Below are 23,942 nucleotides of genomic sequence, written 5' to 3'. Positions count from 1 at the left end.
AGCGTAGATCAGCCCAGCGGCAGCTCGACGTGGACCTGCCAGTCACCGGCGTCGTCGGGCCCCGTGCGCGCCCGCCCGCCCAGCAGCGCGGCACGCTCGCGTATGCCGCGCAGGCCGCTGCCGCGTCCCGGTCCGGCCCTGCCGTCCGGCAGCGGATTGCGCACCTCCAGACCGAGGCTGCCGTCCGCCACCCGGACGCGGACCCGCACGGGGACCGCCCCCGCGTGCCGCAGCACGTTGGTCAGCGCCTCCTGGAGGATGCGGTAACCCTCCCGCGAGACCGGACCCGGCAGGGTCTCCAGCGGGCCCGTCACCTCGGCGTCGACCTTCGCCCCGGAGGCGCGGGCGGACTCCAGCAGCCGGCCGGCGTCCACGAGCGTCGGCCGGCCGCTCACCGGCCGCTCCGCCTCCCGCAGGACGCCGAGCACCCGCTCCAGGTCCTCCAGGGCCGCCCGGCCGGTCTCCTCGATCGCGGACAGGGCCCGGTCGGTGAACTCGGGACTGTTCGCCGCGCGGGCGGCCCCGGCCTGCAGGACGGCGACGGTCAGGGCGTGCCCGATGGAGTCGTGCAGCTCGCGGGCGATGCGGGTGCGCTCCAGGAGCTGCTCGGTGCGTTCCTCCAGGGCCGCGAGGCGCTCGGCGGCGGACGGGCCGAGCAGCCGGCGCGCGACGGCGGTGGCCAGTTCACCGAGGCCGGTCACCAGCGCGTACAGCACGACCAGCGGGAACGGTGTCAACAGCGCGTAGGCCCAGTGCGGTTCCGCATCCGCCAGACCGGGCAGGTCCTCGGTCCCGTGCCCCACCGCGTGCGAGGCGAGGGCGTACGACAGGATCGGCAGCCAGACCGTGGCGTACGCCGTCACCCCGCCCATCAGCATCCGCGTCTCCAGCCACAGCACGGTCCGCCACCGGTCCCGCCAGGACCTGGCGGGCCGCACGGAGAAGCCCGGCTCCGCGTCGCCCGGCGTCAGCAGCAGCCGCGCCTGCACGCCCTCGCCCACGCGCACGGCCGGGATCAGGCCCACCCCGGCCAACAGGACCAGCGGCACCCAGGGCAGCCCGGGCGCGACGAACATCCACAGGCTGAAGGCCGCGTTCGGCACCCACAGGTGCAGGAAGCGCGTGTACGTCGTCCCGCGTACCAGCGGGCGCAGCAGGCGGAGCACCCCGCCATCGTGACACCCGGCACCGACAGCGAGGCTCCCCCGCACGGGGGAGAAACCGTCCACCGGCGGGGGAGGACCCGCCCCCTCACGGGACGTCACGCTGCTGCCATGACCAGCATCGACGTCCAGCACCTCACCAAGGAGCACGGCACCCGGCGAGCCGTCGACGACCTCACCTTCACCGTGCGCCCCGGCCGCGTCACCGGATTCCTCGGCCCCAACGGCGCCGGGAAGTCCACCACCATGCGGCTGGTGCTCGGTCTCGACCGGCCCACGTCCGGGACCGCGACCGTCGGCGGGCGCCCCTACGCGACGCTCGACGAGCCGCTGCGGCACGTCGGCGCCCTGCTCGACGCGCACGCCGCGCACGACTCGCGCACCGCCCGTGACCACCTGCGTGTCCTCGCGGTGAGCAACCGCCTTCCCGCGCGCCGGGTCGACGAGGTGCTGGAGGAGACGGGCCTCTCCCCGGTGGCCCGCCACCGGGTGAGGACGTACTCCCTGGGCATGCGCCAGCGGCTGGGCATCGCCGCCGCGCTGCTGGGCGACCCCGGGGTGGTGATGCTGGACGAGCCCTCCAACGGGCTGGACCCCGAAGGCATCATCTGGATCCGGGGGCTGCTGCGCCGGCTCGCGGCCGAGGGCCGCACGGTCCTGGTCTCCAGTCACCTGATGAACGAGACCGCGTCCTTCGCCGACCACCTGGTGGTCCTCGGCCGGGGCCGCCTGCTGGCCGACACCCCGATGCGGGAGTTCATCGACGCGCGCGTGCGGCCGCGCGTCCGGGTCCGCACCTCGGACCCCTTCGCCCTGAGGGCCGTCCTCGCCCGGCACGGCCACGACGCGGTGGAGCACGACGACGGCCACTGGACCGTGGACCACGCGCGCGTGGAGGACATCGGCCGTGCCGTGTCCGAGGCGGGCGTCCCGATCCTCGAACTGGCCCCGGACGAGGGCACCTTGGAGCAGGCCTACCTGGACCTGACCGCCACCGAGACCGAGTTCGCCGCGCAGCCCGCACAGTCGCAGGAGGCCTGACCATGCCGTTCACGCCCGTACTCCGCTCCGAGGCGCTCAAGGTCCTCACCCTGCGCTCGCTGTACGGCACGCTGGCGGCCGTGTTCGCCGTCACCACGGCGTTCTCCGCGCTGGCCGGGGCCTCCGACGCCTCGGACCCGGACTTCGACCCGCTGTTCACGGCCTTCTCCGGGGTCATGCCCGGTCAGATCGCCGCCATCGCGTTCGGCGCCGTGGCCGTCTCGTCCGAGTACCGGGCGAACGGGATCCGTGTCTCCCTGGCCGCCGTCCCCCGGCGCGGACGGTGGTTCGCGGCGAAGCTGGTCGTCGTCGCCGTACCGACGCTCGTGGTGGGTCTGCTCTCCGCCCTCGCCGCCCTGGCCGCGGCCCGTGCGGGTCTCGGCGGGGCCGCGGACGGCCTCACCGTGGGCGAGCAGGCGCGGGGCGTCGTGGGCTGCGGGCTCTACCTCACGCTGACGGCGCTGCTCGCGGCCGGTCTCACCGCCCTGTTCCGCAGCGGCGTGGCGACCCTGTCCACCCTGGTCCCGTTCATCCTCATCGTCTCCTTCGTGATCGGGGACGCGGCCGGCGGCGCCGTCGACTTCCTGCCGGACAGGGCCGGGCAGGTGGTCCTCCACCGGACGTACGACGGCGCTTTGGGGCCGTGGACGGGACTCGCCGTGACCGCGCTGTGGACGGCGGCCGCGCTCCTCGCCGGAACCTGGCGGCTGCGCCGCCGGGACGCCTGAGCCCGGGGGCCGGCCGCCGCCCCGCCCGCGGTCAGGGGCGGCCGGCCCACCGGACCGCGACCGCCGGCTACGCCTCCGCGTCCGCCGCGACCCGCAACCGGGCGAACTCCTCCGCCATCGTCGCGGCCGTCCAGTGCGCGTTCAGACCGCTGGGATTGGGCAGCACCCACACCCGGGCGCCCCCGATCGTCCGTTCCTGCGGCCCCACCTGGGCCCTGCGGTCGTCGAACGCCGCCCGGTACGCGGTGACGCCGACGACGGCCAGCCAACGGGGCCGCAGCCGCTCCACCTTGAGCGCCAGCAGCCGGCCGCCCTCCCGGTACTCCTCGGCGGTCAGCTCGTCCGCCCGCGCGCTCGCCCGGGCCACCACGTTGGTGATGCCGAGGCCGTACGACAGCAGCTCCTGCTGCTCCGACGGCTTCAGCCGCCGCGGAGTGAAGCCGGACAGGTGCAGCACCGGCCAGAACCGGTTGCCCGGGCGGGCGAAGTGGTGCCCCGTCGCCGCCGACAGCAGACCGGGGTTGATGCCGCAGAACAGCACGCGGAGGCCGTCCGCGACGACGTCCGGTACGAGACGGTCGCGGGCGGCCTCCAGCTCGGCCCGGGTGAAGCGGGTCAGAGGATCGCTCCGGGGGTGTAGGCCGCGGCCGCGGGGTGCTGCTTGACGATCTCCTCGATCCGGCCGACGACGGCGCCGACCTGATCGGCCGCGGCGCCCGTGAAGGACAGCTTGTCGGCCATCAGCGCGTCCAGCCCGGCACGGTCCAGCGGGATGCGCTCGTCGGCGGCCAGCTTGTCGAGCAGCTCGTTGCGCTCGGCGCCCTGCTCGCGCATCGCCAGCGCGGAGGCGACCGCGTTCTCCTTGATCGCCTCGTGCGCGACCTCCCGGCCCACCCCGGCCCGCACCGCGCCCATCAGCACCTTGGTGGTGGCGAGGAACGGCAGGTAGCGGTCCAGCTCGCGGGCGACGACGGCCGGGAAGGCGCCGAACTCGTCGAGCACGGTCAGGAACGTCTCCAGCAGCCCGTCCAGCGCGAAGAACGCGTCCGGCAGCGCGACCCGGCGCACCACCGAGCAGGACACGTCGCCCTCGTTCCACTGGTCGCCCGCCAGCTCGCCGGTCATCGACGCGTAGCCGCGCAGGATCACCATCAGGCCGTTGACGCGCTCGCAGGAGCGGGTGTTCATCTTGTGCGGCATCGCCGAGGAGCCGACCTGGCCGGGCTTGAAGCCCTCGGTGACCAGCTCGTGCCCGGCCATCAGCCGGATCGTCTTCGCCAGCGACGACGGCGCCGCCGCCAGCTGCACCAGCGCGGTGACGACCTCGTAGTCCAGCGAGCGCGGGTAGACCTGGCCGACCGAGGTGAACGCCTGCGAGAAGCCGAGGTGCCCGGCGATCCGCCGCTCCAGCTCCGCGAGCTTGCCGGCGTCCCCGCCGAGCAGGTCCAGCATGTCCTGGGCGGTGCCGACCGGGCCCTTGATGCCGCGCAGCGGGTAGCGGCCGAGCAGCTCCTCCACCCGGCCGTACGCCACGAGCAGCTCGTCGGCGGCGGTGGCGAAGCGCTTGCCCAGCGTCGTGGCCTGCGCGGCCACGTTGTGCGAGCGGCCGGCCATGACCAGCTCGCCGTACTCGCCGGCCAGCTTGCCGAGGCGGGCCAGGACGGCCACGGAACGGTCGCGGATCAGCTCCAGCGACAGCCGGATCTGGAGCTGCTCGACGTTCTCCGTCAGGTCGCGGGAGGTCATGCCCTTGTGCACGTGCTCGTGCCCGGCGAGGTCGTTGAACTCCTCGATCCGCGCCTTCACGTCGTGCCGCGTGACCTTCTCGCGCTCGGCGATGGAGGCCAGGTCCACCTGGTCGAGGACGCGCTCGTAGTCGGCGATCGCGGCGTCGGGCACCTCGATGCCCAGGTCCTTCTGGGCGCGCAGCACGGCGAGCCAGAGCTGCCGCTCGAGCCTCACCTTCTGCTCGGGCGACCAGAGCGTGGCGAGCTCGGCGGAGGCGTAGCGTCCGGCGAGGACATTCGGGATGCGGGGCTTGACGGGAGCGGAAGTCACGTGAACGGATTCTACTGGCGATTCGTGCAGGCCAGCGCCGCGGGGTTGTTCGTCGGAAGCTACGAACGCCGCCCGGGGCCGGGAGCGGTCACGCCGGATCCTCGTACGGCAGCAGCTCCGGGCGCTTGGGCGGCAGGCCGTCGCCGGAAGAGCGGCCCGTCAGCCTGCGGCCTATCCAGGGCAGCAGGTGCTGCCGGGCGAACCGGACGTCCGCGGTGCGGCGCGTGACCCAGCCCGGCGGCGGCGTCGCCGGGACCGGCGCGTGCCAGTCGGGGTCCTCGGGCTCGTAGCCCAGCGTCTGCCACACGGCCTCCGCGACCCGGCGGTGGCCCTCGGCGGTCAGGTGCAGCCGGTCCACGTCCCACAGGCGCGGGTCGGCCAGCGACCGGGCCCCGTACAGGTCCACGACCACGGCGTCGTGCTGCCCGGCGAGGTCGTCGATGATCGCGAACAGCGCCTCCATGCGCGGCCGGAACCGCTCCAGCACCGGGCCCTGCCGGCCGGGGCTGCGCATCAGCACCAGCTGCTTGCAGTTCGGCGCCAGCCGCTCCACGGCCTGCGTCAGCAGGTCCCGCACCCGGGCCATGTCGCACTTGGGCCGCAGGGTGTCGTTGAGCCCGCCGACCAGCGTGATCACGTCGGCCCCCATGGCCGCCGCGACGTCCACCTGCTCGTCGACGATCTGCCCGATCAGCTTCCCGCGCACGGCGAGGTTGGCGTACCGGAAACCGGGGGTGCGGGCGGCCATCCGCGCCGCGAGGAGGTCGGCCCAGCCCCGGTAGGAGCCGTCGGGCAGCAGGTCGGACATGCCCTCGGTGAAGGAGTCGCCGACGGCGACGAGGCTGGTGTGGGTGGGGTTCGTCTGCATGGCGACGACGATGGTAACCCGGCTCCATACCCGCCGGTCGGTCGCCCTCCGCGGGGACGGCCGGGTCAGGTCCGCCGGCCGAACAGCTCCCGCAGCACGTCCTCCATGGTCACCAGCCCCGCCAGCCGCCCGTCCGAGCCGAGGACCGCCGCCAGGTGGGTACGGCTGCCCCGCATCGCCGTGAGCACGTCGTCCAGCGGCGTGCCCTCCCGCACCCGGGCGATGGGCCGCATGTCCCGCAGCCGGAACGGCACGTCGCGGGGGGAGGCGTCCAGGGCGTCCTTGACGTGCAGGTAGCCGACGATCCGCCGCCCGTCGTCCACCACCGGGAAGCGGGAGAACCCGGACTCGGCCGACAGCCGCTCCAACTGCTCCGGCGTGATGCCCACGCGCGCGTGCACGACGCGTTCCAGCGGCAGCACCACGTCCCGCACCGGCCGGCGGCCCAGTTCCAGGGCGTCGTGCAGCCGTTCCTGGGCGCGGTCGTCGATCAGCCCGGCCTCGCTGGCGTCCTTGACGATTTCGGCCAGCTCCGTGTCCGTGAAGGTCGCCGAGACCTCGTTCTTCGCCTCCACCCTGAGCAGCTTGAGCAGCGCGTTCGCCAAGGCGTTCACCGTGAAGATCACCGGCCGCAGCGCGCGGGACAGCCCCACCAGCGGCGGCCCGAGCAGCAGCGCGCTGCGCACCGGCTCGGCCAGCGCGATGTTCTTCGGGACCATCTCGCCGAGCAGCATGTGCAGATACGTCGCCAGCACCAGGGCGATCACGAAGGACACCGCGTGCCCCGCCCCCGACGGCACGCCCACCGCGTGGAACACCGGCTCCAGCAGGTGCGCGATCGCCGGTTCCGCGACGATGCCGAGGACCAGGGTGCACAGCGTGATGCCGAGCTGGGCCGCCGCCAGCAGCGCGGACACGTGCTCCAGGCCCCACAGCACGCTCTTCGCCCGCCGGTCGCCCTCCGCCCCTTCCGCGACGTACTGCTCCACCTGGCTGCGGCGCACGGAGATCAGCGCGAACTCCGCGCCCACGAAGAACGCGTTGACGACGAGCGTCGCCAGACCGATCAGCAGCTGTACGGCGGTCACCGTCCGGCCCCCCCGTCCTCGCCGGCCTCCGTCGGGCCGTCGTCGAGCGGCGCGCGCAGCAGCACCCCGGCGGCCCGGCGTCCCGTCGCGTCCACCACGTCCAGCCGCCAGCCCGCGATGTCGACGGTGTCGCCGACCGCGGGGATGCGGCCCAGCCGGGCCGCGACCAGCCCGGCGACCGTCTCGTACGGGCCCTCCGGCACCCGCAGGCCGAGGCGGGCGAGCCGGTCCACCCGGGCCGATCCGTCGGCCCGGTACAGCGCGCGGCCCCGCTCGTCGGTGCCGGCCGGATCCAGCTCGGGGATCTCGTGCGGATCGTGCTCGTCGCGCACCTCGCCGACGACCTCCTCGACGATGTCCTCCAGCGTGGCCACACCCGCCGTCCCGCCGTACTCGTCGATGACGACGGCCATCGTGCGACGCCCGGAGAGCCGGTCCAGGAGCCGGTCCACGGTCAGCGTCTCCGGGACGAGCAGCGGCTCGCGCATCAGCTCGGCGACCGGCACCCGCGGCCGGCGTTCGGCGGGCACCGCCAGCACGTCCTTCACGTGGGCCGTCCCCACCACCGTGTCGAGGCTGTCCCGGTAGACCGGGAACCGGGACAGGCCGGTCGCCCGCGTCGCGTTGGCCACGTCCTCGCAGGTCGCCCGCCAGTCCAGCGCGATGACCTGGACGCGCGGGGTCATCACGTTCTCCGCCGTCAGGTCGGCGAGGTTCAGGGTCCGCACGAACAGTTCGGCGGTGTCGGCCTCCAGGGCCCCCTCCTTGGCGGAGTGCCGGGCGAGCGCCGCCAGCTCCTGCGGTCCGCGCGCGGACGCCAGCTCCTCCGCGGGCTCCACGCCGAGGCGGCGCACGACGCGGTTGGCCGAGTTGTTCAGATGGGTGATGAAGGGCCGGAAGGCCGTGCTGAACCAGCGCTGCGGGCCGCCCACCCGCTTGGCCACGGCCAGCGGCGAGGAGATCGCCCAGTTCTTCGGCACCAGCTCGCCGACGATCATCAGGAAGACCGTGGACAGGGCCGTGCCCAGCACCAGCGCCACCGACGAGGCCGCCGAACGGGACATCCCGGCGTCCTCCAGCGGACCCGCGAGGAGCGCCGCGACCGACGGTTCGGCGAGCATGCCGACCACCAGGTTGGTGACCGTGATGCCGAGCTGCGCCCCGGACAGCTGGAACGTCAGGTTCCGTACGGCCTTCAACGCGCTCGCCGCGCCCCGCTCGCCGCGCGCGGCGGCCCGCTCCAGCTCACCGCGCTCGACGGTGGTCAGCGAGAACTCGGCCGCGACGAACGCGCCGCACGCGAGCGAGAGCAGGATCGCCACCAGCAGCAGGAGCAGTTCGGTCATCGGGTCACCTCGGCTCCATGATCGGACAGGACGTGGAGGTTCGCGCGATGTCGTGCGCCGGGACACTCGCTCATGCGCCGGTGCTCACTGCCTTTCAGTCGGTGAGGGGCTTGACCCAGCGTCGCCACTGCTCCTGGGGCGCGTACCCGGCCGCTCGCCACGCATGCTGCGCCCGCTCGTTGCGCACCAGCACCATCGCGTCGGCGCGCCGCCCGCCGAGCCGTACGAACCGCTCCTGAGCGGCGTCCAGCAGGGCCGAGCCGATCCCCTGGCGGCGGTGGCCGGGGTGCACCGCCAGCCGGTACAGATGGCAGCGCCAGCCGTCGAATCCGGCGATCACGGTGCCCACCAGTGCGCCGCCGCGCTCGGCCAGGATCAGCGCGTCGGGGTCGCGGGCGACCAGGCGCTCCACACCCTCCCGGTCGTCGCTGATACTCGTCCCCTCCGCGGCCGCCTTCCAGAAGGCCAGCACGGCGTCCAGGTCCTCGGGCCCGGCGGCCCGCATCCGAAGATCACTCATGCCGTGATCCCACCACGCGCGCCGGAGCGCCGGACGCGAATTCCGGCATGCGGACGGCACGCGGACCCTCAGGCGTCGCGCAGTGCCCGCATCACCGGGGCGAAGGCCTCCATGTACGGCTCCAGCACCGTCAGGTACGTGAACCCGTACCGCTCGCGCTGCGCCCGTACCTGCGCGGTGATCTCCTCCAGGGTGCCCAGCAGCACGATGGGCAGTTCCAGCGCCTGGCCGGCGGTCAGGTGCGGCACGTGCTCCAGCAGGGGGCGGAGGGCGGCCTCGCGGTCCTCGGTGACGACCACCATCTGGATGAGCAGGTTCCGTTCCGCCGGTTCCCGGCGGCCCGCCGCCAGCTCCCCGTAGCGGGCGACGCGCTCGTCCAGCTCCTCGGCCGTGAGGGGCGCGAGCTGCCCCGTCGCGCTCCCCGGCACGGAGCGGCCGCCCGTGAATGCGGCGATGTCGGCGTGCCGGGCGGTCAGCTCCAGCATCCGGTCGCCGTTGGCGCCGATGAGCAACGGCACCCCGGGCCGCTGCACCGGCCGCGGCAGGTGCTCCTCGTCGCCGAGCAGCCGTTCCAGTTCCTCCACGGTGCGCCGCAGGTGATCCACGCGTTCGCGCGGCGAGCCGAACGGCAGCCCCGCCGCGTCGTGCTCCGTCCGCACGTAGCCGGTGCCGAGCCCCAGCTCCAGGCGCCCGCCCGTGAGGGCGTCCGTGGTCGCCACCTCCCGGGCCAGCAGCGCCGGGTTCCAGAAGCCCGCGTTGAGCACGAACGTGCCCACCCGGGGCCGCCCGGTGGCCCGGGCTGCCGCGACCAGCGCCGGGAACGGGGCCGGCATCCCGAGGTGGTCCGGCACCAGGATGACGTCGTAGCCCAGCTCCTCGGCCCGCCGGCACTTCTCGCTCCACTCCGCGGCCGGGGCGGAGACCGTCAGGTTGACACCGAAGCGGAACGGACGTGACATGAACCCTCCTCGCGCACAGGTGACTTCGGTCCCGACGAGTCAATCACCCGAGCGCCGCGGCCGCCGGTGCGCCGGCTGCCGCCCCTGCCCCTGCCGGCGTTCCGGCGCCGGCTTCGCGGTACGGCGAAGACCCGGAGGGCCCGGCTGGACGTGCGGGTGGACCAGGACACCGCCCGGGAACGGGCCGCGGCCCGGGGGGTGGGCGTCGACCGCTCCCTCGAGGAACCGGCCCGGCAGGACACCGGCGGGGCGGGCCGCGCCTTCGTGGAGGCCGCCGCCGACTTCATGCGGCAGTACGGGAAGGTCTTCGCGAAGGAGGCCGGCGAGCGCCGCCGCTGAGCCGTTGAACGATCCCACCGTCGACCTCGCCGGCTGCCGACGCCCGCCGAACAGCGCACCCCGGGAGACCCCCGGGTCACCGACCGGGGTGCTCTCGTCGCCGCCGTCGCCCGCCGCCGCGCCGAGACATGCGACGTCCCCGTCCACGACGGTCCGTACGCCCGCGCCGCCGCGCTGCTCCAGCTCCCGGTCCACGTCCCCGCGCCGGAGCGCTCCAACGCCCTGTCCGTCTCCGCGGTCGCCTGCGCCCGCCTGGTCGCCGGCGGCGTCGAGGCCGCCACCACGGCCGAGCGGGTACGGGACCCGGCCCTGCTGGTCAAGAGCGGCGAGGCGTCGGTCGACGACATCGCGCGGGAACCGCGCCGACGGAGCGTGTGACGTCCCCTAGGGCCTGTCGTCACCCTCGGGCGGTCGCCAGGCCGTGCCGAGGACGCAGTAGGACATCGGCAGGGCCGGCCCGTTCTCCGGCATCAGCGTCCGCCGGTACGGCCCCAGGGCGAACCCGGCCTCCCGCAGCGCGGCGACCGGGTCCCGGGACACGTGACAGCCGCCGGCCAGCGACGGCCACACCGTCCGGTCCAGCGCCCGCTGGGTGAAGGTCATCACCCGTCCGCCGCCCCGCCCGTGCTCGAAGAACCGCAGCTCGCCGCCGGGCCGCAGCACCCGCCGCAACTCCCCGAGCGCCCGCGGCACGTCCCGGACGCTGCACAGCACCAGCGACACGACGGCCGCGTCGAAGGCCTCGCTCTTGACCGGCAGCGCCTCCGCCGTACCCGGCGCCACGTCGACCGGCACCGGGGCGCGCAGCGCCGCGTCCACGGCCAGCCGCCGCAGGGAGCGCTCCGGTTCGATGGCGACGACCTCCGAGACGGTGCCCGGATAGTGCGCGAAGTTCAGGCCGTTGCCCGCACCGACCTCGATCACCCGCCCGGACACTCCGGCGAGCAGCCGCTCGCGCACCCGCGCCATGCCCATCCGGGTCTCGGCGCTCGTGCTGAACCGGGCGTAGTAGCGGGCGAAGAGCGGATGGCGCACGGCGTCCGGGGGCACTGCCCGGGAACGGTCGGATCGCAGCGGCATGGGACCTCCCTCACGAGGTGGTGCCTCACCGCGATTGTCCCCCGCCCGAGCACCGCGCACTCACCCGTCGGCGCCCCGTTCGCGCGCGGTGGTCCGGCCGGCGGTCGTTCAGGGGGCCTCCCGGAGACGGAACGCGTCCGCGTCCCAGGTGCCCTCCAGGCGGGGGGCCAGCCAGTGCGGCGCCGCCGACCGGAAGGCGGCCGGTGCGAGGGCGCCCGCCCCGGCGGGCAGGGCGCCGAGCAGCGGTGCCCCGGACACGTCCGGCAGGTCCACGAGGTTGCAGCGCGAGGCGAGGTCCGGTTCCGTGGGCCAGCTGCCGATCACCACGCCCGGCAACTCCAGCCCCCGCGCCGCGAGTTCGCGCGCCGTCAGCTCGGTCGTGTTCAGCGTGCCGAGTCCCGCCGACGCCACCACGACCACCGGTGCGCCGAGCAGGGCCGCGACGTCCGCCAGCGTTCCGCCCGCCTCGTCGAACCGGACGAGCAGCCCGCCCGCCCCCTCGACCAGCACCAGATCGTGCTCGGTGGCCAGTTCGGCCGCGGCCTTCGCCACCTCCCCGGGACGCACCGGCGTCCGCCCGGCCCGCCGCGCGGCGGTGGCGGGCGCCAGCGGTTCGGGGTAGCGGGCGACCTCGGCCGCCGTCACGGCGCCCGCCAGACGTGCGACCTCCTGGACGTCCCCGGGCTCGTCGGGCCGTACGCCGGTCTGGGCGGCCTTGAGCACGGCCACCGACCGGCCGGCCGCCAGCGCCGCCGCGGCGACGGCGGCGGTCGCGACCGTCTTGCCGACCTCGGTGCCCGTCCCGGTGATCACCAGTACCGGCATGTGTCATCCCTCCTTCGCCGCCGCGCGGACCGCGCGGGTGATGCGGGCGACGTCCGTGTCGCCGGTGATGTAGGGCGGCATGGTGTAGACCAGGTCGCGGAACGGGCGCAGCCAGACGCCCTCGCGCACGGCCGCCGCCGTGGCGGCCCGCATGTCGACCGGATGGTCGAGCTGGACGACGCCGATCGCGCCGAGCACCCGCACGTCCCGCACGCCCGGCAGGGCGGCGGCGGGGGCGAGCCCCTCGGTGAGGCCGGCCTCGATGCGTTTGACCTCCGCGCGCCAGTCGTGGCCGAGCAGCAGGCCGAGGGAGGCGCAGGCGACGGCGGCGGCGAGCGGGTTGCCCATGAAGGTGGGCCCGTGGGCGAGGACCGGCACCTCGCCCCGACAGATGCCGTCGGCGACGCGCGCGGTGCACAGGGTGGCCGCCATGGTCAGGTAGCCGCCGGTCAGCGCCTTGCCCACGCACATCACGTCCGGTGTCACCGCGGCGTGTTCGGCGGCGAACAGGGCGCCGGTGCGTCCGAAGCCGGTGGCGATCTCGTCGAACACCAGCAGCACGTCGTGCGTGTCGCAGGCCTCGCGCAGCACCCGCAGGTAGGCGGGGGAGTGGAACCGCATCCCGCCCGCGCCCTGCACCACCGGCTCGACGATCACCGCGGCCAGCTCGTCGGCGTGCCGCTCGATCATCGACGACAGGTGTGCGGCATAGGTGTCGTCGTATTCCGCGGGCGGGGCGTCGGCGAACAGCTGGCGGGGCAGGACGCCGCTCCACAGGTCGTGCATGCCGCCGTCGGGGTCGCACACGGACATGGGCTGCCAGGTGTCGCCGTGGTAGCCGCCGCGCCAGGTCAGCAGCCGCCGCTTGGCGGGGCGGCCCAGCGAGCGCCAGTACTGCAGGCACATCTTGACCGCGACCTCGACCGACACCGAGCCGGAGTCGGCGAGGAACACGTGCTCCAGCCCCTCGGGCGACATGTCGACCAGGAGCTTCGCCAGCCGCACGGCGGGCTCGTGGGTGAGGCCGCCGAACATGACGTGGCTCATGCGTCCGAGCTGGTCGCGCACGGCCTCGTTGAGGACCGGGTGGTTGTAGCCGTGGATCGCCGACCACCAGGACGACATCCCGTCGACCAGCTCCTGCGAGGTGCCGGCCAGGCGCAGCCGCACCCCGCTCGCCGACTCCACCACCAGCGGGTCCTGCCGGCCGGGCATCGGTCCGTACGGGTGCCAGACGTGCTGCCGGTCCAGGGCCAGCAGCGCGTCCACGGTCGGCGTGGGCTCAGGCATTGGGCGCCAGGTCCGTTCCCGCGCCGCGCCGGCGCACCGCGACCAGATCGGTGCGCGCCTCGCCCGCGGGGGCCACCGGCTCCGCGGCCGTCGCGGAACCGCACCCGCCCCCGGCCGGGACGGACCCACAGACGCTCCCCCCCTCGTGGGACCCGCAGCCACCGCCCTCGTGGGATCCGCAGCCGCCCCGGCCCGCCGCGCGGTGTTCGGGCAGGGTCACCCGGTCGGTGCCCTCCACCTCGAAGCCGGCGTCCGCGATCATCTCCAGGTCGGCCCTGCCCGCCTGGCCCTCGCTGGTGAGGTAGTCGCCCAGGAAGATGGAGTTGGCCAGGTGCAGGGCGAGCGGCTGCATCGTGCGCAGGTGCACCTCGCGGCCGCCGGCGATGCGCACCTCGACGTCGGGGCACACGAACCGGACCATCGCCAGGATCCGCAGGCACCGCTGGGGGGTGAGGTTCCACTCCTTGGCCAGCGGGGTGCCCTCGAACGGGATCAGGAAGTTGACCGGCACCGAGTCGGGGTCCAGCTCGCGCAGCGAGAAGACCACGTCGACGAGGTCCTCGTCGCTCTCGCCCATGCCCGCGATCAGCCCCGAGCAGGCGGACAGCCCGGCCGCGTGCGCCTTGGTGACCGTGTCCACCCGGTCGGCGTAGGTGTGGGTGGTGGTGATGTCCCCGTACACCGACTCCGAGGTGTTGAGGTTGTGGTTGTAGGCGTCGGCGCCCGCCGCGCGCAGCCGCTCCGCCTGGCCGTCGGAGAGCAGGCCCAGGCAGGCGCACACCTCGACGCCCTCGTTCTGGTCCTTGATGGTCTTGATCGTCTCGGAGACGCGGTCCACGTCCCGGTCGGTCGGACCGCGTCCGCTGGCCACCAGGCACACCCGCTTGGCGCCGCCGGCCACGCCCGCGGCGGCGGCCTCGGAGGCCTGGCCGGGTTTGAGCCAGGTGTACTTGAGGATCTCGGCCTTCGAGCCGAGCCGCTGCGAGCAGTAGGAGCAGTCCTCGGGGCACAGGCCCGACTTGAGGTTGACGAGGTAGTTGAGTTTCACCCGTCGGCCGAACCAGTGACGGCGCACCCTGCCGGCCGCGGCCACCACGTCGAGCAGGTCGTCGTCGGACGTGGCCAGGACGGCCAGCGCCTCCTCGCGGGTCGGCGTCTCGCGCCGAAGCCCCTTGTCCACCAGCGTGTTCAGCAGATCCATGAGAGCCGATCCTGTCCTACGGGGCCACCCGGGGCCAAGGAGAGTTCGCACAACAGTGACAGATCGCCGTGTGGGTATCGCCACACCTCGGACGAGCCGTCGTGCCGCTAGTGTCTGTCCACTGCCTACAAAATCCCCGGAGGGTGACTCATGGCGTTCGGCTGGATCGACGAGCAGGCCGGGGCACGCCGCCGGGCCGGGCTCGTACGGACGCTGCGGCCCCGTCCGGCCGACTCGCCGCTGCTGGACCTGGCGAGCAACGACTACCTCGGTCTCGCCCGGCATCCGGAGGTCGCCGAGGGGGCGGCGCGGGCCGCGCGTGCCTGGGGCGGCGGCGCGACCGGTTCCCGGCTCGTCACCGGAACGACCGAACTGCACACCGAACTCGAGCGCGAACTGGCCGCCTTCTGCGGCTTCGAGGCCGCCCTCGTCCTCTCCTCCGGCTACGCGGCCAACCTCGCCGCGGTCACCGCGCTGGCCCCGCACGGTTCCCTCGTCGTCTCCGACGCCGCCAACCACGCCTCGCTGATCGACGGCTGCCGTCTGGCCCGGGGCACGACCCAGGTGGTGGCGCACGCCGACCCGGACGCGGTGCGCAAGGCGCTGGCGGCGCACGACGGGCCCGCCGTCGCCGTCTCCGACACGGTCTTCTCGGTGGACGGCGACGCCGCGCCGCTGGCCGCCCTCGCCGAGGCGTGCCGGGAGCACGGCGCCGGGCTGGTCGTCGACGACGCCCACGGTTTCGGGGTCCTCGGCGAGGGCGGACGGGGCGCCCCGTCCGCGGCGGGGCTCGCGGGCGCCGACGACGTCGTCGTGACGCTCACGCTGTCCAAGTCGCTCGGCAGCCAGGGCGGTGCCGTGCTCGGCCCCGCCCGGGTGATCGACCACCTCGTCAACACGGCACGGTCCTTCATCTTCGACACGGGGCTCGCCCCCGCGGCGACGGGGGCGGCCCTCGCCGCTCTGCGCCTGTTGCGCCGTGAGCCCGAACGGGCGGCCCGGGCACGCGCGGTGGCGGCCGAGCTGCACGCACGCCTGACCGCCGCGGGTCTGGAGGCGGTACGTCCGGACGCCGCGGTGGTCTCGGTGCGCGCCCCTTCCCCGGAGGGGGCCGTCCGGTGGGCGGCCGACTGCCGTGCGGCCGGCCTGTCCGTGGGCTGCTTCCGTCCTCCGTCCGTGCCCGACGGCATCTCACGGCTCAGGCTGACCGCTCGTGCGGACCTCTCCGGGGAGCAGATCGAACGCGCTGTACGGGTGATCGGCGAAACGCGGCCATGAGTCGGCGTGGCACGGCCGTGCGTCGCGCGGCGCGGTCGGATCAGTGCGGCCGGCCGCGGCGGACCGCGGCCGTGAACGACGCCCAGCTCCCCGGGGAGAAGAGCAGCGCGGGCCCGGCCGGGTCCTTGGAGTCGCGCACGGCGAGCAGTCCGGCCCAGGGGCCGGCCGACGGCCGTGCCGTCTCCACGCAGTTGTTGGCCCCGGTGCTGTAGCTGCTGCGCAGCCACCGCACACCGTGCAGATCGGTACTCGCGGGGGTGTTCCGAGGAAGTGCGGACATGGTGCCTCCTTACGCGCCGGCCGCTGTCGCGGCGATGTAGTCCAACGAGTCGTCGGGCGAAAGGGCATGGAGCAGGAGGGCGTTGAAGGCCTCGGTGTAGGCCTCCAGGTCTTCTTTCCGCTCGAGATGGAGACTACTCGTCAAGTGGTCGAGAACAACCACGTCGAGATCGGAAGTGCTCGGAAAGGAGAAGATGACGAAAGGACCGGTGACGCCGATGTGCGCCCCGGCGGTGAAGGGGAGCACCTGGAGCCGGACGTGGGGCAGCCGCGCGGCCTCCACCAGCCGGGTCAGCTGCCGGGCCATCACCCCCGGCCCGCCCACCTCCCGGCGCAGCACCGCTTCGTCGAGGACCGCGTTCAGCTCCAGCGGCGGATCGGCCCGCAGCACGTCCTGCCGGGCCAGCCGGACCTCCACCAGCGTGTCCAGCCGCTCCTCCGGCAGCCCGTCCACCGCGGCCCGCGTGACCGCACGGGCGTACTCCGGCGTCTGCAGCAGCCCGGGCACGACGGTGGTCTCCAGGGTGCGCATCGCGCTCGCCTGCGACTCCAGGCTGATGAAGTCCCGGTACGTCGGCGGCAGCACCCCGCGGTAGGCATGCCACCAGTGGTGCCGGCCACCCGTGTCCTCGGAGCCCGCCAGCACCACCAGCAGCTCCCGCAGTTCCCGGTCGTCCACGCCGTAGGCGTCCAGCAGCAACCGCACATCGGCCGGTTTCGCCCCGCTCGTCCCGGTCTCGATCCGGCTGACCTTCGACTGGTGCCAGCCCACCAGCCGGGCCGCCTCGCCGCTGGTGATCCCCGCCGACGTGCGCAGGGCGCGCAGTTCCGCGCCCAGCTTTCGGCGGCGCACCACCGGACCGTGCTGCATGGGCCACTCCTTTACTCCCATCGAGGCGCGCGCATACGGTCTGTCGTCGCAGAGTTCACCGCTTCGAGCGACAGATATATGCATATCTTGGTGGATCGCCGCTCTGCGCCGGGTGATGGTGGCAGTCTGGCGACGAAGCACCAGTCCGGGACCGTACTCGAACCATCCGCTCCGTGTCGGACCGCGGTCTCGTGGGAAAGGGACGGCGTCGCCATGGCAGACCATCTGGAAGCATCCGTCACTCTGCCGAGCGATCCCGCCTCGGTGGCCGCCGCGCGCGCTTATGTGGTGGGCACCCTGGCGGAGTGGGGTCTGCCCGCGGACGCGGAGGTGTCCGAGACCGTCCGGCTCATCGTCTCCGAGCTGGCCACCAACGCGGTCCAGCACACGCTCGGGCAGTCGCCGACCTTCACGGTGGACCTCGTGCTCGACCGCGACGAACGGCTGTGCGTCGGCGTCACGGACAGCCACCCGCGTCTCCCCAAGCGCCTGCCCGCCGCCGTGCAGCAGGACAACGGCCGGGGAATGGTGATCATCCGCTGGCTGACGGCGGAGTACGGCGGCAGGCTGAGGGTGCGGCCCACGCGCGAGGGCGGCAAGACCGTCTCCGTCGAACTGCCCTGGAGGACACCGGGCCCGTCGGCGCCCGCCGAACCGGTCACGGTCGTGGGCCGTCCCCGGGGCGAGGCCGTGGAGCAGCGGAGGCCCCAGCGGTGAGGCCTGGACGGCACCCGGCGCGCGACGGGCGGCGAGCGCCGTGCCGTGCGGCTCCGCACCGCCTTCTCCCGGCCCCCGGCGGCCGGTTCCGCCGCCGGGCGCCGCTCGGGGGGCACGGAGCCCACCGGAGACGCGGGTCCGCCGGGCCAGGCGGGGGAGCAGCCACCACGGGCCGAGGCGGACCAGCGAGGCCGCCGCGCCGGCGGCCGCTTCGCCGATCCGGCCGGTGGACACGTCGACCACGAGCGTCACCGAGCCGGTGAACGCGAGCACCGCCGCGCCCGTGCCGGGCGCGGCGAGCCGCGAGGACACCCGCACGGCGCGCTCCTCGGCGCCATGCCCGAAGAAGGAGGGGGACGGCGCGTCAGGACGCCGTCACCGCCCCGGGCGGATCACTTCACCCGGCCGTACCAGACGCTGTTCGTCCAGATCTTCTGCAGCCGCACCACGTCCCCGGTCTTCGGGGCGTGCCAGATCTTGCCCTTCCCGGCGTAGATGCCGACGTGGTACACGCTCCGGCCCGAGTGGAAGAACACGAGGTCTCCGGCCCTGCGGCTCTTGGCGGAGATGTGGCGGGTCTTGTTGTACTGCTGCGCGGCGGTCCGCGGCAGCTTCTTGCCGGCCTTCTTGAACGAGTACAGCGTCAGCCCGGAGCAGTCGAACCGGTACGGTCCGGTGGCGCCCCACGCGTAGGGCGAGCCCTTCTTGGAGGCCGCGATCTTGAGGGCCTTCGACGCGTGGCTCGCCGCGGCGGCCTCGGAGGAGGCGCCGGGAACCACGAGGGAGCCGCCCACGGCGGCGATGGTCAGGGCCGAGGCCGTACCGGCACGGGCCATCAGCGACGGGACACGATTGAGCGCAGTCATGCGCAACCCTTCGTCAGCCGCCTGTGAAGGATGACCTGTCGGATTCGGGCTGGCGAAGTTGCCCGGCCGCACGAGTGCGGCTTCACCCCAAGGGCTGCTCGGCCCGGCGCCTGTCGTGAGACGTCCGTTCCGGCGACCCGTCGTGCTTGGGTCCTCCACTCCTGCCGATCCACTCCTGTCGACCGGTCGTCCGGGCGGCGGCAGGACTCGGCGTCCGCCCGGACCGCCCCACCGCTGTGGCGGGGGCTTGTCGTCAGTCATGGATCTTGTCTCACCGAAGTCGGAAAATCCCAACGGAACCGGGATGTTGTGTGGTTACTCACCTCTGGGCCGTCCGGGTGGACATGTCGATGTCCGCCTCTCCGCCGACTGTCGCGACGACCCCGGGACCAGCGGCGGAATGACAAATTCCGCCGTTCGGGCGTGCGGATCGCGCAAGTGCGGGGGACCGGAAATCCGTGGTGTTCCTACGCCGAAAGGGGGTACGTCGTTTGGCTGGTTTCGGCTCCGGCGCGGCGGTGGGTGCGCCGGGCGCGGCCACCGGGCCGCCTCGCGGGCGACGGTGGTGTCCGGGGGTTCGCGGGCATGCGGAAGCGCGCCGGCCGGGACCGGTAATCGATCGGTCAAACCGGTAATCAGTCAGTCAAAACCGTGTGACGGGGCGGAAACACTCCAGCCCTACTCTGTACCCCGTTCCACCTGCGGTTTTCTGACCGACGACGGCGCGTTCGGGTCCCTTCCTGTGTGTTACATCTAGAGCCGCCGCGGTGGACGCGGCAGCCGGACCGTCCGGTCCTGGCGCGAAGTTCTGTGAGGTGGTACGTGCAACTGACCCCGCACGAGCAGGAGAGACTGCTCATCCACGTGGCCGCGGACGTGGCCGAGAAGCGTCGCGCGCGCGGTGTGAAGCTCAACCATCCCGAGGTCGTCGCGCTGATCACCTCGCACATCCTCGAAGGCGCCCGCGACGGCCGTACGGTCAGCGAACTCATGGCCTCGGGCCGCAAGCTGATCCAGCGTCACGAGGTCATGGAGGGCATTCCCGAGATGATCCACGACGTGCAGGTCGAGGCGACCTTCCCCGACGGGACCAAGCTCGTCACCGTCCACGAACCGATCATCTGACGGGAACGACAGCCATGATTCCCGGAGAGATCCTCTTCGCCGACGAGCCGGTCGTCTTCAACGAGGGGTGCGAGACCACCCGCCTCACCGTGCTCAACACCGCCGACCGGCCCGTCCAGGTCGGCTCCCACTACCACTTCGCCGAGGCCAACCCCGGTCTCGACTTCGACCGCGCCGCGGCGCACGGCAAGCGGCTGGACATCGCCGCCGGCACCGCCGTCCGGTTCGAGCCCGGCATCCCGGTCGACGTGGAGCTGATCCCCCTCGCGGGTGCCCGCGTCGTCGTGGGTCTGCGCGGCGCGACCGGAGGTGCCCTCGATGCCTGAACTGTCCCGAGCCGCCTACGCCGACCTGTTCGGCCCGACCACCGGCGACCGCATCCGCCTGGCCGACACCGACCTCTTCGTCGAGATCGAGGAGGACCGCTCCGGCGGCCCCGGCCGCTCCGGCGACGAGTCGGTCTTCGGCGGCGGCAAGGTGCTGCGCGAGTCCATGGGCCAGTCGCGCGCCACCCGCGCCGAGGGCGCCCCCGACACCGTGATCACCGGCGCCGTGATCATCGACCACTGGGGCATCGTCAAGGCCGACATCGGCATCCGCGACGGCCGCATCACCGGCATCGGCAAGTCCGGCAACCCGGACACCATGGACGGCGTCCACCCGGAGCTCGTCATCGGCCCCGAGACGGAGATCATCGCGGGCAACGGCAAGATCGTCACCGCCGGCGGCATCGACACGCACGTCCACTTCATCGCGCCGGGCATCGTCGACGAGGCCCTCGCCTCCGGCGTCACCACCCTCATCGGCGGCGGCACGGGCCCGGCCGAGGGCAGCAAGGCGACCACGGTCACCCCCGGTTCGTGGCACCTCGCGCGGATGTACGCGGCCCTGGAGTCGAGCCCCGTCAACATCGGCTTCCTCGGCAAGGGCAGCACCATGTCCAAGGAGTCGATGCGCGACCAGCTGCGCGCCGGCATCCTCGGCTTCAAGATCCACGAGGACTGGGGCGCCACCCCCGCCGTGATCTCCGCCTGTCTGGACGTGTGCGAGGAGTCCGGCGTCCAGCTCGCCGTCCACACGGACACCCTGAACGAGGCCGGATTCGTCGGCGACACCTTCGACGCGGTCGCGGGACGCACCCTGCACGCCTTCCACGTCGAGGGCGCCGGCGGAGGCCACGCACCTGACATGATCACGGCGGTATCGCTGCCGAACATGCTGCCGGCGTCCACCAACCCGACCCGGCCGCACACCGTCAACACCGTCGAGGAACACCTCGACATGCTGATGGTCTGCCACCACCTCAACCCCGCCGTCCCCGAGGACCTGGCCTTCGCCGAGTCGCGCATCCGGCCGAGCACCATCGCGGCCGAGGACATCCTGCACGACATGGGGGCCATCTCCATCATGTCGTCGGACTCCCAGGCCATGGGACGCATCGGCGAGGTGATCCTGCGGACCTGGCAGACCGCGCACGTGATGAAGCGACGGCGCGGCTTCCTGCCCGGCGACACCCGCGCCGACAACCGGCGCGCGCGTCGCTATGTCGCCAAGTACACCATCAACCCCGCCGTCGCCCAGGGCATCGAGCACGAGGTCGGCTCCGTCGAGTCCGGCAAGCTCGCCGACCTGGTGCTCTGGGAGCCCGCGTTCTTCGGCGTGAAGCCCCAGGCCGTGCTCAAGGGCGGACAGATCGTCCACGCGCAGGTGGGCGACGCCAACGCCTCCATCCCCACCCCGCAGCCCGTCCTGCCGCGTCCGATGTACGGCGCCCTCGGCAGGGCGCCGGCCATGAACTCGCTGAACTTCGTGGCCGAGGCGGCGATCGAGGACGGGCTGCCGGAACGGCTCGGACTCGGGAAGGAGTTCGTCCCCATCCGCTCGACCCGCGGCCGCACCAAGGCCGACATGCGCGAGAACGACGTCCTGCCACGGGTCGAGGTCGCCGCGGACTCCTTCGCGGTGACCATCGACGGAGAGCTCGTCGAACCCGCACCGGCCACCGAACTGCCGCTCGCGCAGCGGTACTTCCTGTTCTGAGCGCCGTGATGAGCCGCGCAGCACTGCTCGTCCTGTCGGACGGCCGTTTCCCCGCCGGAGGGCACGCCCACTCCGGCGGGGCCGAGGCCGCCGTCAAGGCCGGACGCATCACCGACGCCGCGAGCCTGGAGGAGTTCTGCCGGGGGCGGCTGCACACGAGCGGAGCCGTGACGGCGTCCCTCGCGGCGGCCGCGGCCCTCGGCGTCGACCCCGGGGAACTCGACCGGGCCGCGGACGCCCGCACGCCGTCACCCGCCCTGCGGACGGTGGCGCGCAGACTCGGCCGGCAGCTCATGCGGGCCGCCCGCGCCACCTGGCCGGACCCCGGACTCGACGCGCTGGCCGGACGCTTCCCCAAGGGCGCCCACCAGCCCGTCGTCCTCGGTCTCGCCGTCCGCGCGGCCGGGCTCGGACCTCTGGACGCGGCGTACTGCTCCGCCTACGAGGGGGTGAGCGGACCGGCGACCGCGGTCGTCCGGCTGCTCGGCCTCGACCCGTTCGACGCCACCGCCGTCCTCGCGCGGCTGGCGCCCGAGGTGGACCGCGTGGCCCAGGACGCCGTGGAGGCGGCACACCGGGCCGTCGACGAGGGGGCGGACGCGCTGCCGGCGCGGTCCGCGCCGCTGCTCGAGATCGAGGCCCAGGCGCATGCCGCCTGGGCGGTGCGGTTGTTCGCCTCGTAGCGGTCGCCCGCCCCCGCCGCCCCTTTCCTTCCCGACCCCGGGGGGGCACCGCCCCCTGGGCCCCCGTCGGCCTGAACGGCCCCGTCCTCGAACGCCGGACGGGCCGACAGCGCCGGACCAGCTTCACAGGAGTCGCACCATGCACCTCGACCATCACCACGACGGCCCCGCCGCCGTGTCCGCCGACGCCCGCCGGCCCGACGGGACCCGCCGCGCGCTGCGCATCGGACTCGGCGGCCCCGTCGGCTCCGGCAAGACCGCCACCGTCGCCGCCCTCTGCCGCGCCCTGCGCGACGAACTCTCCCTCGCCGTCGTCACCAACGACATCTACACGCGCGAGGACGCCGAGTTCCTGCTGCGCGAGGCGGTGCTGCCGCCGGAGCGGATCAGCGCCGTCGAGACGGGCGCCTGCCCGCACACCGCGATCCGGGACGACATCTCCGCCAACCTCGAGGCCGTCGAGGACCTGGAGGACGAGGTCGGGCCGCTCGACCTGGTGCTCGTGGAGTCCGGTGGCGACAACCTCACCGCCACCTTCTCCCGGGGACTCGTCGACGCCCAGGTCTTCGTGATCGACGTGGCGGGCGGCGACGACATCCCGCGCAAGGGCGGCCCCGGTGTCTCCACCGCCGACCTGCTCATCGTCAACAAGACCGACCTCGCCCCGTACGTCGGCTCCGACCTCGCGCGGATGGCCGCCGACGCCAAGGCGCAGCGCGGCGAACTGCCCGTCGTCCTCCAGTCGCTCAGGAGCGAGGCCGGCGTGGGGGAGGTCGCCGACTGGGTGCGCGCCCGGCTCGCCGCGTGGACGGCGTGAGGGCGCCGGGCGGCGTCCGGGCGCGGGCGCGGATCCTCGCCCGCGGCGACGGACGCGGCGGCACCGGCCTGCCCGTGATGGAGGGCGAAGGGCCCCTCGCGGTGCGGCGGACCCGGGGGAGCGGGGCCGAGGCCCGGGTGATGCTGGTCGGCGCGATGAGCGGACCGCTCGGCGGCGACCACTTCACGGTGAGTGCCGAGGCGGTGCAGGGCGCCCGGCTGCGGGTCGGCTCCGCCGCCGCCACCCTCGCCCTGCCGGGCCAGGACAAGGAGGGGGCCCGCTACGACGTCCGGCTCGTCGTCGCCGACGACGCCGAACTGCACTGGCTGCCCGAGCAGTTGATCTCCGCCGACGGCAGTGACCTGCACGTGACCACCCGCGCCGACCTCGCGCCCACGGCCCGGCTCGTGCTGCGCGAGGAACAGGTGCTCGGGCGCTTTGGAGAGGAACCGGGACGGCTCACCAGCCGTCTTGCCGTACGGATCGCGGGCCGCCCCGTCCTCGACCAGGAACTGTCCTGCGGCCCCGGCGCCCCGGGCGGCTGGGACGGTCCCGCCGGACTGGCCGGTCACCGTGCCGTCGGCCAAGTCGTCGTCGTCCGGCCGTCCTTCGCGACCGCGCCGCCGGCCGCCCGCACGGTCGGGGAGGGCGCGGCCGTCATGCCGCTCGCCGGACCGGCCGTGCTGGTGACGGCCGTGGCGCCGGACGCGCTGCGGCTGCGGCGGCTGCTGGACGAGGCGCTGGCCTCCCTGGACTGAGC

General features: G+C 73.9%; 26 protein-coding genes and 1 pseudogene. 12 read left to right on the top strand and 15 right to left on the bottom strand.

Annotated features, from left to right (window positions below; genetic code table 11):
- Window positions 1–8 precede the first annotated feature (8 nt).
- Window positions 9–1,166: a sensor histidine kinase gene (locus ACZ4V6_RS11785; protein ID WP_467825396.1), complete on the bottom strand. Its 1,158-nt coding sequence runs from the start codon at window positions 1,164–1,166 to the stop codon at window positions 9–11.
- A gap of 108 nt (window positions 1,167–1,274) precedes the next feature.
- Here ACZ4V6_RS11785 and ACZ4V6_RS11780 point away from each other — a divergent pair, with 108 nt between their 5' ends.
- Complete coding sequence (locus ACZ4V6_RS11780) at window positions 1,275–2,204, top strand: ATP-binding cassette domain-containing protein (RefSeq protein ID WP_467825394.1); 930 nt, start codon at window positions 1,275–1,277, stop codon at window positions 2,202–2,204.
- A 2-nt stretch (window positions 2,205–2,206) separates the two neighbouring features.
- Window positions 2,207–2,932 carry an ABC transporter permease gene (locus ACZ4V6_RS11775; RefSeq protein WP_467825391.1) on the top strand — a complete coding sequence of 242 codons (726 nt, stop codon included), beginning with the start codon at window positions 2,207–2,209 and terminating at the stop codon, window positions 2,930–2,932.
- A gap of 67 nt (window positions 2,933–2,999) precedes the next feature.
- Here ACZ4V6_RS11775 and mug read toward each other — a convergent pair whose 3' ends face one another.
- The 7 genes from mug to ACZ4V6_RS11740 all read right to left on the bottom strand — a co-directional run bounded on the left by mug (window position 3,000) and on the right by ACZ4V6_RS11740 (window position 9,771).
- Window positions 3,000–3,551, bottom strand: a complete 552-nt coding sequence (gene mug / locus ACZ4V6_RS11770; protein ID WP_467825642.1) for a G/U mismatch-specific DNA glycosylase — start codon at window positions 3,549–3,551, stop codon at window positions 3,000–3,002.
- Complete coding sequence (gene purB / locus ACZ4V6_RS11765; RefSeq protein ID WP_467825388.1) at window positions 3,548–4,990, bottom strand: adenylosuccinate lyase; 1,443 nt, start codon at window positions 4,988–4,990, stop codon at window positions 3,548–3,550. The genes mug and purB overlap by 4 nt, the downstream gene beginning before the upstream one ends.
- A gap of 88 nt (window positions 4,991–5,078) precedes the next feature.
- Complete coding sequence (locus ACZ4V6_RS11760; RefSeq protein WP_467825385.1) at window positions 5,079–5,858, bottom strand: SGNH/GDSL hydrolase family protein; 780 nt, start codon at window positions 5,856–5,858, stop codon at window positions 5,079–5,081.
- 65 nt (window positions 5,859–5,923) lie between these two features.
- On the bottom strand, window positions 5,924–6,946 hold the full coding sequence (locus ACZ4V6_RS11755) for a hemolysin family protein (protein ID WP_467825382.1): 1,023 nt from the start codon (window positions 6,944–6,946) through the stop codon (window positions 5,924–5,926).
- Complete coding sequence (locus ACZ4V6_RS11750) at window positions 6,943–8,292, bottom strand: hemolysin family protein (protein ID WP_467825379.1); 1,350 nt, start codon at window positions 8,290–8,292, stop codon at window positions 6,943–6,945. Before ACZ4V6_RS11750 ends, ACZ4V6_RS11755 begins: the two co-directional genes overlap by 4 nt.
- Window positions 8,293–8,386: 94 nt before the next feature.
- Window positions 8,387–8,812 (bottom strand): GNAT family N-acetyltransferase, encoded by a 426-nt coding sequence (locus tag ACZ4V6_RS11745; protein WP_467825376.1) that lies wholly within the window; start codon window positions 8,810–8,812, stop codon window positions 8,387–8,389.
- 68 nt (window positions 8,813–8,880) lie between these two features.
- Window positions 8,881–9,771 carry an LLM class F420-dependent oxidoreductase gene (locus ACZ4V6_RS11740; RefSeq protein ID WP_467825374.1) on the bottom strand — a complete coding sequence of 297 codons (891 nt, stop codon included), beginning with the start codon at window positions 9,769–9,771 and terminating at the stop codon, window positions 8,881–8,883.
- A 156-nt stretch (window positions 9,772–9,927) separates the two neighbouring features.
- Between ACZ4V6_RS11740 and ACZ4V6_RS11735 the strand changes: the two genes are divergently transcribed.
- Together ACZ4V6_RS11735 and ACZ4V6_RS11730 are read left to right on the top strand one after the other, a co-directional pair.
- Window positions 9,928–10,110 (top strand): toxin-antitoxin system HicB family antitoxin, encoded by a 183-nt coding sequence (locus ACZ4V6_RS11735; protein WP_467825371.1) that lies wholly within the window; start codon window positions 9,928–9,930, stop codon window positions 10,108–10,110.
- A 4-nt stretch (window positions 10,111–10,114) separates the two neighbouring features.
- Window positions 10,115–10,488: pseudogene (locus ACZ4V6_RS11730) on the top strand (fic family toxin-antitoxin system, toxin component).
- A gap of 6 nt (window positions 10,489–10,494) precedes the next feature.
- Here ACZ4V6_RS11730 and ACZ4V6_RS11725 read toward each other — a convergent pair.
- The 4 genes from ACZ4V6_RS11725 to bioB all read right to left on the bottom strand — a co-directional run bounded on the left by ACZ4V6_RS11725 (window position 10,495) and on the right by bioB (window position 14,506).
- Complete coding sequence (locus ACZ4V6_RS11725) at window positions 10,495–11,190, bottom strand: class I SAM-dependent methyltransferase (RefSeq protein ID WP_467825369.1); 696 nt, start codon at window positions 11,188–11,190, stop codon at window positions 10,495–10,497.
- Between the two features lie 108 nt (window positions 11,191–11,298).
- Entirely contained in the window at window positions 11,299–12,015 is a 717-nt protein-coding gene (gene bioD / locus ACZ4V6_RS11720) for a dethiobiotin synthase (protein ID WP_467825366.1), read from the bottom strand.
- Between the two features lie 3 nt (window positions 12,016–12,018).
- Window positions 12,019–13,305: an adenosylmethionine--8-amino-7-oxononanoate transaminase gene (locus ACZ4V6_RS11715; RefSeq protein WP_467825364.1), complete on the bottom strand. Its 1,287-nt coding sequence runs from the start codon at window positions 13,303–13,305 to the stop codon at window positions 12,019–12,021.
- A complete protein-coding gene (gene bioB / locus ACZ4V6_RS11710; RefSeq protein ID WP_467825361.1) occupies window positions 13,298–14,506 on the bottom strand; it encodes a biotin synthase BioB in 1,209 nt (402 codons plus the stop codon). The genes ACZ4V6_RS11715 and bioB overlap by 8 nt, the downstream gene beginning before the upstream one ends.
- Window positions 14,507–14,656: 150 nt before the next feature.
- Here bioB and ACZ4V6_RS11705 point away from each other — a divergent pair, with 150 nt between their 5' ends.
- Window positions 14,657–15,784 carry an 8-amino-7-oxononanoate synthase gene (locus ACZ4V6_RS11705; RefSeq protein WP_467825359.1) on the top strand — a complete coding sequence of 376 codons (1,128 nt, stop codon included), beginning with the start codon at window positions 14,657–14,659 and terminating at the stop codon, window positions 15,782–15,784.
- Window positions 15,785–15,824: 40 nt separating this feature from the next.
- Here ACZ4V6_RS11705 and ACZ4V6_RS11700 read toward each other — a convergent pair whose 3' ends face one another.
- Both ACZ4V6_RS11700 and ACZ4V6_RS11695 read right to left on the bottom strand, forming a co-directional pair.
- On the bottom strand, window positions 15,825–16,064 hold the full coding sequence (locus ACZ4V6_RS11700; RefSeq protein WP_467825356.1) for a DUF397 domain-containing protein: 240 nt from the start codon (window positions 16,062–16,064) through the stop codon (window positions 15,825–15,827).
- 9 nt (window positions 16,065–16,073) lie between these two features.
- A complete protein-coding gene (locus ACZ4V6_RS11695) occupies window positions 16,074–16,934 on the bottom strand; it encodes a helix-turn-helix domain-containing protein (protein WP_467825354.1) in 861 nt (286 codons plus the stop codon).
- Between the two features lie 213 nt (window positions 16,935–17,147).
- On the opposite strand from ACZ4V6_RS11695, the gene ACZ4V6_RS11690 reads away from it, so the two are divergent.
- Window positions 17,148–17,651 (top strand): ATP-binding protein, encoded by a 504-nt coding sequence (locus ACZ4V6_RS11690; protein WP_467825351.1) that lies wholly within the window; start codon window positions 17,148–17,150, stop codon window positions 17,649–17,651.
- A 392-nt stretch (window positions 17,652–18,043) separates the two neighbouring features.
- Here ACZ4V6_RS11690 and ACZ4V6_RS11685 read toward each other — a convergent pair whose 3' ends face one another.
- Complete coding sequence (locus ACZ4V6_RS11685; RefSeq protein ID WP_467825348.1) at window positions 18,044–18,517, bottom strand: C40 family peptidase; 474 nt, start codon at window positions 18,515–18,517, stop codon at window positions 18,044–18,046.
- A gap of 822 nt (window positions 18,518–19,339) precedes the next feature.
- On the opposite strand from ACZ4V6_RS11685, the gene ACZ4V6_RS11680 reads away from it, so the two are divergent.
- The 6 genes from ACZ4V6_RS11680 to ACZ4V6_RS11655 all read left to right on the top strand — a co-directional run bounded on the left by ACZ4V6_RS11680 (window position 19,340) and on the right by ACZ4V6_RS11655 (window position 23,940).
- A complete protein-coding gene (locus ACZ4V6_RS11680) occupies window positions 19,340–19,642 on the top strand; it encodes an urease subunit gamma (protein ID WP_189231199.1) in 303 nt (100 codons plus the stop codon).
- Window positions 19,643–19,656: 14 nt separating this feature from the next.
- Window positions 19,657–19,968 carry an urease subunit beta gene (locus ACZ4V6_RS11675; RefSeq protein WP_467825346.1) on the top strand — a complete coding sequence of 104 codons (312 nt, stop codon included), beginning with the start codon at window positions 19,657–19,659 and terminating at the stop codon, window positions 19,966–19,968.
- Window positions 19,961–21,682 carry an urease subunit alpha gene (locus ACZ4V6_RS11670; protein WP_467825343.1) on the top strand — a complete coding sequence of 574 codons (1,722 nt, stop codon included), beginning with the start codon at window positions 19,961–19,963 and terminating at the stop codon, window positions 21,680–21,682. Before ACZ4V6_RS11675 ends, ACZ4V6_RS11670 begins: the two co-directional genes overlap by 8 nt.
- Before the next feature lie 8 nt (window positions 21,683–21,690).
- Window positions 21,691–22,365 carry an urease accessory protein UreF gene (locus tag ACZ4V6_RS11665; protein ID WP_467825340.1) on the top strand — a complete coding sequence of 225 codons (675 nt, stop codon included), beginning with the start codon at window positions 21,691–21,693 and terminating at the stop codon, window positions 22,363–22,365.
- 139 nt (window positions 22,366–22,504) lie between these two features.
- On the top strand, window positions 22,505–23,182 hold the full coding sequence (gene ureG / locus ACZ4V6_RS11660) for an urease accessory protein UreG (RefSeq protein ID WP_467825338.1): 678 nt from the start codon (window positions 22,505–22,507) through the stop codon (window positions 23,180–23,182).
- Window positions 23,170–23,940 (top strand): urease accessory protein UreD, encoded by a 771-nt coding sequence (locus ACZ4V6_RS11655; RefSeq protein WP_467825336.1) that lies wholly within the window; start codon window positions 23,170–23,172, stop codon window positions 23,938–23,940. The genes ureG and ACZ4V6_RS11655 overlap by 13 nt, the downstream gene beginning before the upstream one ends.
- The last annotated feature ends 2 nt before the right edge of the window (window positions 23,941–23,942 follow it).

Source organism: Streptomyces sp. NPDC029152 (assembly GCF_055564355.1).
This window is presented reverse-complemented; position numbering and strand designations above follow the sequence as displayed.

What these genes read in the sequence shown, in the direction of transcription:
- bioB (WP_467825361.1), bottom strand. Translation starts at nt 14,506, where the DNA reads ATGGATCTGCTGAACACGCTGGTGGACAAGGGGCTTCGGCGCGAGACG.
- ACZ4V6_RS11705 (WP_467825359.1), top strand. Translation starts at nt 14,657, where the DNA reads ATGGCGTTCGGCTGGATCGACGAGCAGGCCGGGGCACGCCGCCGGGCC.
- ACZ4V6_RS11675 (WP_467825346.1), top strand. Translation starts at nt 19,657, where the DNA reads ATGATTCCCGGAGAGATCCTCTTCGCCGACGAGCCGGTCGTCTTCAAC.
- ACZ4V6_RS11685 (WP_467825348.1), bottom strand. Translation starts at nt 18,517, where the DNA reads ATGACTGCGCTCAATCGTGTCCCGTCGCTGATGGCCCGTGCCGGTACG.
- ACZ4V6_RS11700 (WP_467825356.1), bottom strand. Translation starts at nt 16,064, where the DNA reads ATGTCCGCACTTCCTCGGAACACCCCCGCGAGTACCGATCTGCACGGT.
- ACZ4V6_RS11695 (WP_467825354.1), bottom strand. Translation starts at nt 16,934, where the DNA reads ATGCAGCACGGTCCGGTGGTGCGCCGCCGAAAGCTGGGCGCGGAACTG.
- ACZ4V6_RS11745 (WP_467825376.1), bottom strand. Translation starts at nt 8,812, where the DNA reads ATGAGTGATCTTCGGATGCGGGCCGCCGGGCCCGAGGACCTGGACGCC.
- ureG (WP_467825338.1), top strand. Translation starts at nt 22,505, where the DNA reads ATGCACCTCGACCATCACCACGACGGCCCCGCCGCCGTGTCCGCCGAC.
- ACZ4V6_RS11665 (WP_467825340.1), top strand. Translation starts at nt 21,691, where the DNA reads ATGAGCCGCGCAGCACTGCTCGTCCTGTCGGACGGCCGTTTCCCCGCC.
- ACZ4V6_RS11670 (WP_467825343.1), top strand. Translation starts at nt 19,961, where the DNA reads ATGCCTGAACTGTCCCGAGCCGCCTACGCCGACCTGTTCGGCCCGACC.
- ACZ4V6_RS11780 (WP_467825394.1), top strand. Translation starts at nt 1,275, where the DNA reads ATGACCAGCATCGACGTCCAGCACCTCACCAAGGAGCACGGCACCCGG.
- ACZ4V6_RS11750 (WP_467825379.1), bottom strand. Translation starts at nt 8,292, where the DNA reads ATGACCGAACTGCTCCTGCTGCTGGTGGCGATCCTGCTCTCGCTCGCG.
- ACZ4V6_RS11760 (WP_467825385.1), bottom strand. Translation starts at nt 5,858, where the DNA reads ATGCAGACGAACCCCACCCACACCAGCCTCGTCGCCGTCGGCGACTCC.
- bioD (WP_467825366.1), bottom strand. Translation starts at nt 12,015, where the DNA reads ATGCCGGTACTGGTGATCACCGGGACGGGCACCGAGGTCGGCAAGACG.
- ACZ4V6_RS11715 (WP_467825364.1), bottom strand. Translation starts at nt 13,305, where the DNA reads ATGCCTGAGCCCACGCCGACCGTGGACGCGCTGCTGGCCCTGGACCGG.
- ACZ4V6_RS11740 (WP_467825374.1), bottom strand. Translation starts at nt 9,771, where the DNA reads ATGTCACGTCCGTTCCGCTTCGGTGTCAACCTGACGGTCTCCGCCCCG.
- ACZ4V6_RS11775 (WP_467825391.1), top strand. Translation starts at nt 2,207, where the DNA reads ATGCCGTTCACGCCCGTACTCCGCTCCGAGGCGCTCAAGGTCCTCACC.
- ACZ4V6_RS11690 (WP_467825351.1), top strand. Translation starts at nt 17,148, where the DNA reads ATGGCAGACCATCTGGAAGCATCCGTCACTCTGCCGAGCGATCCCGCC.
- ACZ4V6_RS11725 (WP_467825369.1), bottom strand. Translation starts at nt 11,190, where the DNA reads ATGCCGCTGCGATCCGACCGTTCCCGGGCAGTGCCCCCGGACGCCGTG.